Source organism: Mucilaginibacter segetis (assembly GCF_016522075.1).
Classification (GTDB): domain Bacteria; phylum Bacteroidota; class Bacteroidia; order Sphingobacteriales; family Sphingobacteriaceae; genus Mucilaginibacter; species Mucilaginibacter segetis.
Genome location: NZ_JAEHFW010000003.1, coordinates 510,329 through 523,469 on the forward strand (window position 1 = coordinate 510,329; position 13,141 = coordinate 523,469).

Annotated in this window: 7 protein-coding genes; all 7 read left to right on the forward strand. The window is 40.9% G+C overall.

What is annotated here, in order from left to right; genetic code table 11:
• Positions 1-5 precede the first annotated feature (5 nt).
• The 7 genes from I5M19_RS16000 (at position 6) to fucP (ending at position 13,086) form a co-directional block, all read left to right on the forward strand.
• Positions 6-3,128 carry a SusC/RagA family TonB-linked outer membrane protein gene (locus I5M19_RS16000; RefSeq protein ID WP_200067362.1) on the forward strand — a complete coding sequence of 1,041 codons (3,123 nt, stop codon included), beginning with the start codon at positions 6-8 and terminating at the stop codon, positions 3,126-3,128.
• 90 nt (positions 3,129-3,218) lie between these two features.
• Positions 3,219-4,388, forward strand: a complete 1,170-nt coding sequence (locus I5M19_RS16005; protein ID WP_200067363.1) for a prolipoprotein diacylglyceryl transferase — start codon at positions 3,219-3,221, stop codon at positions 4,386-4,388.
• A 35-nt stretch (positions 4,389-4,423) separates the two neighbouring features.
• Positions 4,424-5,608, forward strand: a complete 1,185-nt coding sequence (locus I5M19_RS16010) for a DUF4185 domain-containing protein (protein ID WP_200067364.1) — start codon at positions 4,424-4,426, stop codon at positions 5,606-5,608.
• Between the two features lie 79 nt (positions 5,609-5,687).
• The gene (locus tag I5M19_RS16015) at positions 5,688-6,350 is read left to right on the forward strand and encodes an SGNH/GDSL hydrolase family protein (protein WP_200067365.1); all 663 of its coding nucleotides are present in this window, start codon (positions 5,688-5,690) and stop codon (positions 6,348-6,350) included.
• 144 nt (positions 6,351-6,494) lie between these two features.
• A complete protein-coding gene (locus I5M19_RS16020; protein WP_200067366.1) occupies positions 6,495-8,774 on the forward strand; it encodes a GH92 family glycosyl hydrolase in 2,280 nt (759 codons plus the stop codon).
• A gap of 25 nt (positions 8,775-8,799) precedes the next feature.
• Positions 8,800-11,772, forward strand: coding sequence for a discoidin domain-containing protein (locus I5M19_RS16025; RefSeq protein ID WP_200067367.1), 2,973 nt, complete (start codon positions 8,800-8,802; stop codon positions 11,770-11,772).
• A gap of 75 nt (positions 11,773-11,847) precedes the next feature.
• On the forward strand, positions 11,848-13,086 hold the full coding sequence (gene fucP / locus I5M19_RS16030) for an L-fucose:H+ symporter permease (protein ID WP_200067368.1): 1,239 nt from the start codon (positions 11,848-11,850) through the stop codon (positions 13,084-13,086).
• The last annotated feature ends 55 nt before the right edge of the window (positions 13,087-13,141 follow it).

Below are 13,141 nucleotides of genomic sequence, written 5' to 3' on the forward strand. Positions count from 1 at the left end.
CAGCTATGAGAAAAATAATACTTTTCTTTCAATTAATAATAATTCTACTTCCGGCGGCAGTATATGCTCAAAGTATTACTGTAACGGGTAAGGTACGCGATATTTCGGGGGCATTACCGGGTGTGTCAGTTGTAGAAAAGGGAGTGCCAACCAACGGTACTATAACAGATGTTAACGGAAAGTTTACGTTAACACTCACCGGGCAATCAAAAGTTATTTTGGTAAGATTTATAGGATATGTTACACGTGAAATAAATGTAACAGCAGATAAGCCGCTTGATATAATTATGCAAACAAGCACCAATGGTTTGGATGAGGTATCGGTAGTTGCATATGGTACAAAAAAGCGTATTACCAATACCGGGGCGGTAAGTTCCATATCAGCAAGTGATATTCGTACGGTTCCTACAGCTAACGTACAAAATGCTCTTACAGGTAAATTGCCTGGTTTCTTTTCACAGCAAGCTTCTGGTCAGCCGGGTAAGGATGCTTCCGATTTTTATATACGTGGTGTAAGTTCGTTAAACTCAGCGGGTAATCAGCCGCTTATAATTGTAGATGATATTGAATACAGTTATGATCAGTTACAACAGATAAACGTTAATGAAATTGAAAGCATATCTATATTAAAAGATGCTTCAACTACAGCAATTTATGGTATAAAGGGTGCAAATGGCGTATTGGTAGTTACTACACGCCGTGGCAGGAGCGGTGCCCCAAAAATAAACTTCCGTATAGAGGCCGGCCAGCAGCAGCCAACTAAAACGCCTAAATTTTTAAATTCATACGAAACAGCTCTATTAATTAACGAGGCGCAAAAAAATGATGGGATACCTCAATCATTCACTCAGCAAGACCTTCAGGCTTTTCAGGATGGATCAGACCCGTACGGACATCCTGATGTTAACTGGTACGATAAGATATTTAAAAAACACAGCTATCAGGCTAACGCGAATTTAGACATCTCCGGTGGTTCCGATGCCCTAAAATATTTTATATCAGGTGGCGCGCTTGACCAAAACGGACTTGTTCGTGATTTTGCCGATCCGCAGAGTTTAGTGAATACCAATTATTATTTTAAACGATATAATTTCAGGTCAAATCTTGATTTTAAAGCGAATAAAACACTTGATCTGCGTTTAGATGTAACCACGCGTTTCTCTGACCTTAACCAGCCATATAATCAGAACGCGGTGGGCGAAATATATAATTTTACTAAAGAAACACCTTTTACAGCACCGTATATAAACCCTAACGGAACATATTCATACGCGTATTCATCTTTTAATCCTGAGCATTTACCAACACTTAATGCCAGGCTGGCCACAGGCGGATATCAGCACTCCCGCAGAACAGATTTTAATTTCCTGTTCGGCGCTACGCAAAAGCTGGATGCTTTAACAAACGGTCTTTCGCTTACAGGTAGAATAGCCTATTCAAGTATTGAGCAGTTTACCAAGCAAATTTTTAATGAAGGAATTCCTGCATATCATTATAACCCTGTAACCGATAGTTATTCGTTACGGCCGGGTGCAACCTATGTATATCAAAATTATGCTTTAACAGGTAATACCGATATTAATACAAATAACTATAATTTACAGTTATACCTAAATTACGATCGTACTTTTAGCGCTGTACATCATTTTACCGGTTTAGTGCTGTTTAACCAAACCTCACAAACATATTTTACTTATCCGTTACTGGCCTCAGCTCAGGTGGCGGTTCCTCAAAAATTCCGTGGTGTATCGGGTAAATTAGGTTATGATTATAAACAAAAGTACCTTGTAGATTTTAACGTAGCTTATAACGGTACCGATCGTTTTGCCGCAAACCATCGTTATGGTATATTCCCTGCGGTAAGTTTGGGTTACAACCTTGCCAAAGAGTCTTTCTTTGAAGATGCCTTACCTACATTCAGTCTGTTTAAATTACGGGCAAGCTATGGCTTGGTGGGTTCTGATGCTGCTCCAGGTAACCGTTATGTATATAACCAGTTTTATAATATTGGCGGCACGTACAGTTTCGGTCAGTCGGCACAAAACTATAATGCTATTTATGAAGGCTCGTTAGGTAACTATGACGTGGTTTGGGAGCGCGCCAAAAAGCTGGATATAGGTTTAGATATGAACTTACTGAACGATAAAGTTTCTGTTACGGTAGATTACTTCCATGATATACGTTATAACCAGCTGATAACTCCGGGTAGCGTGCCTTTAATATTGGGTGTTGATTTGCCGGCTGTTAATATCGGTAAAACACGTAACCAGGGTTTTGACGGGCAGGTGAGCTATCATAGTAATATTGGTAAAGTGCAGTATAACGCAGGCTTAGTATTCTCTTATGCTAAAAATAAAATATTGTATGAGGATGAAGCCACCCCGGCATACCCCTGGTTAGCAAGAACGGGGCAGTCTATCGGTCAGCAGTTCGGATACCACTATTTAGGATATTACAATGCCGATGATGTTGCGGCAATTGATAACTATAAATCAGCACATGGTGGTTCAAATGTGGGTAACACCAATATTGCGGTTCCTGATAATGGCATCCCTATTCAACCCGGTGATCTTAAATACCAGGATCTGAACGGTGATGGTATTATAAATGTATTCGATCAAAGGGCTATTGGTAATCCTAATTTACCTAATACCTCACTGGGGCTGTCATTACAGGCGGTTTACAAAGGGCTAAGTGTAAGTGTGCTGTTCCAGGGATCATTCAATTACAGCTTTGCAGTTATCGGAACGGGTATTGAGCCTTTCCAGAGTCAGTTTCAACCCATACATCAGGAGCGTTGGACACCGGATAATACCGTTAATGCTAATTTTCCGCGGTTAGGTTTAAACCCAACATCGGTAAATAGTCCAACAGCCTATTTTTCTGATTACTGGTTAATAAACGCTTATTATATCCGCTTAAAAACCATAGATATAGGATACCAGTTGCCGGTTAAATTACTACCGTTCAAAATTAATAACGCACGTATATATATGAGTGCTTATAACTTGTTTACCTGGGATAATTACAACAAATATCAGCAGGATCCGGAAATTTCCACTAACACTGCGGGTGATGCTTACATCAATCAGCGTGTAATAAACCTGGGTGTGCAGGTAGGCTTTTAATTAATTGTTATAAAATGTGTAAATGGTTAACGTTATAGCAGCGTTAACCATTTTTTATTATTTACCTGTGGTAATTAATACATTAGCGATATGTTTCCAACCATTGGCGATCTGGTATACTATTTATTTCATTTTAGAGTATCCTTCCCGGTACAAACCTTTGGTTTTTTTGTAGCGCTTTCATTTTTTTTCGCCTATATCATTTTTACTTCGGAGTTCAAAAGATATGAAGCTAACGGAAAAATACGGGCCTTCAATTGTGAAGTTGTTATGGGTATGCCGGCTTCATTTCTTGAACTGTTGGTAAATTTTTTACTCGGCTTTTTTTTCGGGCTAAAGTTTTTCGGTTTAATATTTCATTACAATAGTTTCGTTGCAAATCCGCGCGGATATATCTTATCAACACAAGGGAGCATATTTGCAGGATTAGTTATCGGGATTTTATTTGGTTACTGGATATATTTTGAGAAAAGGAAGAATCAATTGTCTAAACCGGTAATAACTACTCAAAAAGTGCATCCGTACCAATTAATGCCACTAATAGTTTTCAGCGTTGGTTTTTTTGGTTTTATAGGGGCCAAGTTATTTGATAGTGTTGAACATTTCGACATGTTGATGGCTAAACCATGGCAAACGTTATTTTCATCAAACGGGTTTGCTTACTACGGAGGGTTGATATTTGGCGCATTAACCTATTTATACATAGGTTATAAGCGGGGCATGAAGCTGGTGCATTTGGCAGATATAGGTTCCCCGGGAATGATGCTTGCTTACGGTATTGGCCGTATTGGGTGCCAGTTAGCAGGGGATGGCGACTGGGGCATAGTTAATAAGCATGTAAAGCCAGCTTTTTTAAACTGGCTGCCTGATTGGGCGTGGTCATTCAGATATCCTCATAATTCCATTAATGCAGGTACACTTATTCCGGAGTGTAATGGTAATTATTGTAATCAGTTGGTCAATGGCGTTTACCCCACTCCTTTGTATGAAGCCGTATTATGTATTGGTATGTTTTTACTGCTTTGGGCTTTTCGCAAAAAAATAAAAACGCCCGGCTTAATGTTCAGCCTTTACCTGATATTAAATGGTGGCGAACGTTTTTTGGTAGAACATATCCGCATAAATTTTAATTACCCCATTTTTGGCTTTACCTTTACGCAAGCCGAAATTATAGGATTTTTAATGTTACTTGGCGGAATAACCGGGTTAATTATACTAACCGTAAATAAATACCGTAGTAGTAATATTATAAGTAAATAATACCACCCGCCAGTTATAATATTGATCGTTATTACATGAAGAAGATTGCCTTTGTTTGTTTCATTATTAGTATATCTGTCCAATTAACAATGGCTCAGCAAGTGGCTGATACAGTGAATTTAACAGATATTAAATTCACCGTTGAAGCTGCTCCGGACTGGTCTGCATTATTAAAAAGGCAAACCGGCTGGTTTGGGGGTGATGGCATATATACCATACCACTTAACGGTATGGAGGGCGAGCAAGCTCACGCAAACAACAAGATCCTTTTCATTTTCAGCGACAGCATGATAGGGAAGGTTCGCAATAAAACCATGGTACCGGGATATAAAATGATACATAACGCCTACGCGATTTTAGATGGCGATAAACCGGATGCGGCAAAAATGAGATTTTATTGGGATAGGGATAGTTTGGGTAATGCTGAATCTGTTTTTATACCAAACACGCCGCGAACCGAAAAGTCAGACTATTACTGGTTAGGCGATGGATTTGTCAATCAGGCTAATAATAACATCTACATTTTTGGCTACCGTGTGCGTAATGTTAGTGATGGAGCCTTTGGGTTTAAAGAGGTTGGTAATACGCTTATAAAAATTCCGGCGGGAGATAAGCCGCCCTATAAAAACATACAACAGGAGGATACACCTCTTTATATTACTGATGAAAGTGGAAGTTTCGGATCGTTCGGGGCCGGCATATATGTGAATACTAAGCAGGCCAGTGCTCCAAATCCGGATGGTTATATTTATGTGTATGGAGTAAGAGATTTAGCCAAAAATTTAATGGTAGCAAGGGTACTGCCTGAAGATTTCGAGGATTTTGGCAAATGGACCTATTGGGACGGCTCCATATGGAACAAAGATATCGACAAAGTAGTAAACATTACTGACGGGGTGTCTAACGAGTTAAGTTTAACGGCCCTGCCCGACGGCCGTTATGCTTTGGTTTTTCAGCATGGCGGCATGAGTCCTAACGTAGGTATGCGGATAGGGGCGTCTCCCACAGGACCATTCGGCCCGGTTATTAAATTATGGGATTGCAAACCCGACCTCATCGAGAAGACGTTTGTTGTATATAACGCTAAGGCGCATCCAAGCCTTTCAAAACCAGGCGAATTATTGATCAGCTATAATATTAATTCTGTTGATTTTATTAACGACCTTAAAGTTCATCCTAATTTGTATCGTCCGCGTTTTATAAGGGTTAAATTTCAATAATTTTAATAAATAATTTGCATGTAATTGTTTTATCACCTACTTTAGCTAAATCAATTTAGCAACCTGTAAATTTACATTCGTGAAAAAGTTTTTTTTGTTATCAGTAATAGTGGTTTTATGCTCTTTTCAAATTCAAAAACCTACCAAAATTGTATTTTTTGGTGATTCAATTACCGAATATGGCGTACAACCTAATGGTTTTATTACCCTGATACAACAGCGGTTAAAAGCTGAACATAAAGACGGAGATTACCAGGTAGAAGGAGCGGGTATTGGCGGTAATAAAATATATGATCTATACCTGCGCTACGAGGATGATGTGCTTGCAAAGAATCCGGATGTGGTAGTGATATGGGTCGGTGTTAACGATGTTTGGCATAAACGCCTTTTTGGCACCGGTACCGACTGGGATAAGTTTGGCAGATTTTATACTGCGCTCATCAAAAAAATGCAGGCAAAGGGAATAAAGGTATTGCTATGTACTCCCGGTACTATTGGCGAAAAAACGGATTATAGTAACGAACAGGATGGTGATCTGAACAAATATTCACAGATCATACGCGATCTGGCTAAACAAAACAATTGCGAGTTGATAGATTTTCGCAAAATGTTTCATGAATACGATGTTAAAAATAATCCGGAAAATAAAGACAGCGGCATTTTAACAAAAGACGGTGTTCACCCTAATGATGTGGGTAATAAATACATAGCGGATGTTTTTTATAACATTCTTATAAAATAGCAATACATGGGTTTATATTGATATAGTTGGTTAAAGGAGGTGGGAGCACCTCCTTTTTAATGACTGATCGTATAGTTCCCATCGCTACTAATCATACCCTATATGTTAAATTATACTTCTGCTTGTCAGAAAAAGCTAAATTATATGAAAAGAAATTTACTCACCTGCCTTGCTTTGATCTTATGCGTCAGCCTGTCAAAAGCGCAGCAAGCCAATTTGGTAAAATATGTTAACACCCGTCAGGGTACCAATACTAAATTCGAATTTTCATACGGTAACACTTACCCGGCCATATCCATGCCGTTTAGTATGAACACCTGGACACCACAAACCGGTAAAAATGGTGACGGATGGAAGTATCAGTACTTCGAAAAAACTATACGGGGATTTCAGCAATCGCACCAGTGCAGTTCCTGGGTAAATGATTACGCGGTATTTTCAATGATGCCTGTAACCGGCAAATTAGTAGTTAATGAAGATGAACGGGCCGCCTCTTTTAGTCACGATAACGAGATAGCACAGCCCAGTTACTATAAGGTAAAACTGGATAACAATATCACTACTGAGATTAGCCCTACAGAACGGGGGGCACATCTTAAATTCAGTTTTCCTAAAGGTAAAGGCTCATACCTGGTTTTAGATGGTTATACCAAAATGAGCGCGGTAAGCATAGATGTGAAAAACAGAACCATAACCGGCTATGTGAATAACTGCCGCTGGGCGCCTCAAAATTTTAAAAATTATTTTGTAATACAATTTGATAAGCCTTTTAAAGCTTACGGTACATGGGAAAATAAAAAGAATACTACAACAGCAGGCCAAAAGACGGCTGAAGGAGAAGGGGTGGGAGCATACCTGCAATTTCGCAATGGCGAAACCGTGCAGGTTAAAGTAGCATCGTCCTATATCAGTCCGGATCAGGCGCAGCTTAACCTGGATACTGAACTGGGTAAATACAAAAATTTTGAAGATACCCGTAAGGCTGCAGATAAGGTTTGGAATACCTTACTTGGCCGTATGGCGGTAGAAGGCGGTACCGAAGAGCAAAAGGCAACCTTTTACTCCTGCCTTTATCACGCTAATTTGTTTTCGCATCGGTTTTTTGAGTACGGTAAGGATGGCAAGCCCTATTACTATAGTCCGTACGATGGTAAAATTCATGATGGCTACATGTATACTGATAATGGTTTTTGGGACACATTCAGGGCACAGTTTCCGTTGAATACCATTATGCACCCCACTATGGAGGGGCAATACATGCAGGCGCTGCTGGCGGCTCAGCAACAATGCGGCTGGTTGCCTTCGTGGTCATTTCCGTCCGAAACGGGCGGTATGCTGGGTAATCATGCTATATCGCTGCTCACTGATGCCTGGGTAAAAGGTATACACACATTTGATCCAAAACAGGCTTTGGATGCTTATTATCACGAGGCTACCAACAAAGGTCCATGGGGAAGCGCGAACGGCCGCCCCGGATGGAAAGAATATTTTGCCGATGGTTATGTGCCCTTCACAAAAGAAACTCAAGGCTCTACCGCATGGACACTGGAATTCGCTTATGATGATTTTTGCGGCTACCAGTTAGCCAAACAAATTGGCAATAAACATTACGAAAATGTTTTTGGCAGGCAAATGTATAATTACAAGAATCTTTACGACCCCAAAACAAGATTTATGCGTGCTAAGGACGCGGAGGGTAACTGGATAGAGCCCTTTGATCCGCTGGATTGGGGCGGCCCCTACACCGAAGGTAATGCGTGGCATTGGACATGGTCGGTATTTCAGGATGTGCAGGGTTTAGTTAACCTGATGGGTGGCAACGATAACTTTACCGGCAAAATAGATTCAGTTTTTTCTACTCCGGGAACGATCAAAGTAGGCGGGTATGGTAGCGTGATCCACGAAATGACCGAAATGGCAGCCTTTAAAATGGGCCAATATGCCCAGGGAAACGAACCGATACATCATTTGGTATATCTGTATAACTATGCTGGTCAGCCCTGGAAAAGTCAGGAGCATGTACGCGAGATAATGGATAAAATGTATAATGCTACCGAAGATGGTTATCCCGGCGATGAGGACGAAGGGCAAATGTCATCGTGGTATGTATTAAGCGCTGCCGGGTTTTACAGTGTATGCCCCGGAACCGATCAGTATGTTATTGGCAGTCCGCTGTTCAAAAAAATGACCATTACACTTGAAAACGGTAATAAATTTACTGTAGAGGCTGATAATAACAGTAAGCAAAACGTGTACATCCAATCTGCTACGCTTAACGGTAAACCTTATACCCATAATTGGATAAGCCATGCTGATATCATGAACGGTGGTGTACTGCACCTCGTAATGGGTAACAAACCCAACAAAGCCCGGGGGCTTGCTCCTGAAGACAAACCCTTTTCTCTTTCTAAAGCGAATAATTAAAAATATATAAACGATCTGGAAATACATGATATCTGAATTCTATTCTCTTAAAAAGGCGGGATGCTTAGTGCTGTTATTATTTTGCCTGCAAATAAGCGTATCAGCGCAAACCGGTGTTTATTATCTCAACAACGGCAATAATAAAGTGATATGGAAGGTAAAAGCCCAGGCGGACCTAGGTGCCGATAGCGCAAATATGTATAAGGCCGGTTACGCTACAAAAAACTGGGTAAAAGCAGTAGTGCCGGGTACAGTATTCGCATCATACGTTGCCGATGGGTTAGAAAAAGATCCCAATTTTGGAGATAATATATACCAGGTCGACAAAAAAAAATACGACAGGAATTTTTGGTACCGTACCGAATTTAGCGTACCGGATAATTTTAACAAAGAAAAGATATGGTTAAATTTTAAAGGCATTAACCGTAAAGCAGAAATATACCTGAATGGCAAGCAAATAGGCAGCCTTAATGGATTTATGCAGCGCGGGCAGTATGATATTACCGCTTTATTAAATAAAAGTGGGAGTAACATATTAGCAGTATTAGTTTACTGCCCTAAAACCCCTCTGGTAAATTATGCCAGTCCCACCTATATCCCCAGTGCAAGCTGGGATTGGATGCCTTACGTCCCTGGTTTAAATATGGGGATAACTGACGATGTGTATCTAAGTAATACCGGAACCCTAACCATGCATGATCCATGGATACGCACCCAACTACCTACAAATGCACGTGCAGATGTATCGGTTGATGTAAAAGTTAAGAATAGCTCAGCGGTGTTTCAGTCGGGTACAATAACCGGTATAATTAATCCGGGTAACATCAGCTTTTCACAAAAAATATTTGTGGGCGGTAACAGTACTGCCGATGTTAAGCTGGATAGCAAAAGGTTTAAACAGCTTATTATTAATGGCCCCAAATTATGGTGGCCTAACGGTTACGGCGATCCTAATTTGTATACCTGTAAACTGAGTGTTAAACTGGGCGATGAGGTTGCCGATACCAAAGAAATAAAATTCGGTATCAAAAGGTATAGTTACGATACGGTGGGCAATGTTTTGCATGTATCTGTTAACGGCACTAAAATATTCCTGAAAGGGGGCAATTGGGGCATGTCGGAGTATATGTTACGTTGCAAGGGTAATGAATACGATACCAAAGTGCGTTTTCATAAAGAAATGAACTTTAACATCATCCGTAATTGGATAGGCTCCACTACCGATGAGGAGTTTTATGATGCCTGCGATAAATACGGGATAATGGTATGGGATGATTTTTGGCTCAATTCCATCCCTAACCTGCCGGATGATGTAAATAATTTTAACGAAAACGCAGTTGAAAAAATAAAGAGGTTCCGTAATCACCCTTCCATTGCAATTTGGTGTGGCGATAACGAAGGAGATCCCATGCCGCCTATAAATGGCTGGTTACGCGAGGACATCAGCACTTATGACGGTAACGACAGGTACTATCAGCCTAACTCCCATGCCGGTAATTTAACAGGCAGCGGGCCCTGGACAAATTTTGATCCGCGCTGGTACTTTACCCAATATCCTAACGGTTTTGGGGGTAACCGGGGCTGGGGGCTGCGCAGCGAGATAGGCACACCGGTGTTTACCAATCTGGAAAGTCTAAAGAAATTCATACCCGAAGATAAATTGTGGCCGCGCAACGAAATGTGGAACAAGCACTTTTTCGGACCCTCCGCAGCTAACGCCGGACCCGACAGATACGACGAGGCCATTACCAAACGCTATGGCAAGCCTACCGGTATTGCCGACTATTGCCGCAAAGCGCAATTATTGAACATCGAAACCAATAAAGCGATGTACGAAGGCTGGGAGGATAATATTTGGGAAGATGCTTCCGGTATCATGACATGGATGAGCCAGTCGGCTTACCCGTCACTGGTTTGGCAAACTTATGATTACTATTATGATTTAACAGGTGCTTACTGGGGGGCAAAAAAAGCTTGCGAGCCTGTTCATATTCAATGGAATCCGGTAGATAACTCGGTTAAAGTTATCAATACCACACGTAACGATGTAGGCGGCCTAACCGCATCCGCCGAGGTTTATAATAGCGATGGCAGCCTGGTAAAGCAGTATAGCACATCAAAAAATAATATCGACGCATTGTCAAACACCGCGTTAAATTGTTTCACCATAGCTTTTGAGGAGGAGCACGAAAATTTGGCAAAAGGCAAGCCCGCGTTTGCATCATCTACAACTAATGGCGAGCCTTCATTGGTAACTGATGGTAACTCCGGTAGTCGCTGGGCAAGTAATTCCGATGATAACGAATGGATATACATCGACCTGGAAACGGAACAAACCGTGAACGGTGTTAAACTGAACTGGGAAGAGGCCTTTGGTAAAGAATTTAAGATTCAGGTATCTGACGATGCCAAACAATGGAAAGATGTTTACAGCGGCAGCGAAGGCCATGTAGGTGTACAGCAAATTATTTTTGATGAGGTTAAAGCACGATATGTACGTATGTTGGGTCAAAAGCGCGGTTCGGGATGGGGATATTCTCTTTGGGATTTTGAAGTATACGGTGGCCAGCCTAAAAGCAATGGCCTAACCGATGTTCATTTCATCCGACTGAAGCTCACAGATGCAGCAGGTAAACTTGTTTCAGATAACTTTTACTGGCGCGGTAATAAACGTACCGATTTTAGCGCGATAAACAATTTGCCTAAGGTTAACTTAAAAGTATCATCTACTGCAAAAAAGGAAAATGGGAAATACTATATTGAGGTAAAGGTGGCCAACCCGGTATCATCTAAAGCGGCAGCTTTTGCTATAAGGGTACAGGCGCTTAACAAAAGAACAGGCGAACAGATACTTCCCGCTATTATGAGCGACAATTATTTTTCCCTGATGAAAGGCGAATCAAAAACCATAAAAATTGAATTTGATGAGCAATTGTTAGGTAAGGATGGGATAAAATTATTGGTGCAGCCATATAACGATCCTTTAGCTAAAAACTGATGGCGGTATTTGTTAGCATTAAAGTTTTGTGTTAATTTACTGAACCAATATTAACCAGACATAAACCCCTCATTAATGGATGCTAAACCTAAATTTACGGAACAAAGGTATCTGGTAGTGCTATTGTTTGTAACCTCATTGTTCTTTTTATGGGGAGTAGCACTTACCCTCGGCGATGTATTGAACAGGCATTTTCAGAATGTGTTGCATATTTCCAAATCACGTTCAGGTTTAGTGCAATTTTCCATGTTTGGCGCATATGCAGTAATGGGTATTCCGGCGGGCTTGTTCATGAAAAAATTCGGCTATAAAAAAGGGGTTTTGCTTGGCTTGTTCCTATACGCTTTTGGCGCCTTCTTATTTATACCCGCAGCTGACGCTGAATCGTTTAATTTTTTCCGGATAGCTTTATTTGTTTTGGCATGTGGCCTGGCAACATTAGAGACCGTAGCTCACCCTTTTGTAGCCTCCTTAGGCGATCAGCGTACCAGCGACCAGCGTATCAACTTCTCACAGTCTTTCAATGGCTTAGGCGGCGTTATCGGCCCTGCTATAGGCAGTTATTTTATTTTAAAAGCCGGGCAGGCGCACTCTAACGATCTGGTATCGGTAAAGCATTTGTATATTGTTATCGGTTCGGTAATAGCGCTTATAGGGATTGCCTTTTCATTTGTTAAGATTCCCTCGTTAGCTGATCCGCACGTGATAGCTACCGACGCATACGCCGTACCTCCCGAAGATCATGTAGATAAAAAGCTTTTTCAGCATAAACACTTTGTATTTGCAGCAATTGCTCAGCTCTTTAATGTTGCGGCGCAGGGTGGTACCTGGGCCTACTTTATCAACTACGGGCATGATGTGATGCATTTTAGCGACGAAAAAGCCGGCTACTTTTTTTCGCTCAGTATGGTAATGATGATGATAGGGCGATTTGCAGGAACCTTTTTAATGCGTTACATAGCACCTAACAAGCTGCTGGCCACCTTTGCATTGTGTAACGTAATTATGTGTGTAATAGTAGCGCAGGGTTTTGGCTGGGTGTCATTTATAGGGCTGCTTTTTATTAATTTTTTCTTTAGTATTATGTTTCCTACCATATTCAGTTTAGGGTTAAAAAATCTGGGCAAGCAAACGCAACAAGCTTCTTCATTCATCGTAATGGGCGTAGTAGGCGGTGGCATCTTTCCTCCGTTGATGGGCCTCATCGCCAACCATAATGTTGCTACTTCTTATTATTTGCCCATAATATGCTATGTAGTGATATTTTTATTTGGATATACCTATAAACATTTCAATAAAAATATGGCAGCATAGATATTGTAATACTATCTTTCGTGTTTCTGACATTAGCAGTAAATCGATTTAATAG

Excerpts from the sequence above, each read along its gene's own strand:
- I5M19_RS16000 (WP_200067362.1), top strand. The coding sequence starts at position 6 with ATGAGAAAAATAATACTTTTCTTTCAATTAATAATAATTCTACTTCCG.
- I5M19_RS16005 (WP_200067363.1), top strand. The coding sequence starts at position 3,219 with ATGTTTCCAACCATTGGCGATCTGGTATACTATTTATTTCATTTTAGA.
- I5M19_RS16010 (WP_200067364.1), top strand. The coding sequence starts at position 4,424 with ATGAAGAAGATTGCCTTTGTTTGTTTCATTATTAGTATATCTGTCCAA.
- I5M19_RS16020 (WP_200067366.1), top strand. The coding sequence starts at position 6,495 with ATGAAAAGAAATTTACTCACCTGCCTTGCTTTGATCTTATGCGTCAGC.
- I5M19_RS16025 (WP_200067367.1), top strand. The coding sequence starts at position 8,800 with ATGATATCTGAATTCTATTCTCTTAAAAAGGCGGGATGCTTAGTGCTG.
- fucP (WP_200067368.1), top strand. The coding sequence starts at position 11,848 with ATGGATGCTAAACCTAAATTTACGGAACAAAGGTATCTGGTAGTGCTA.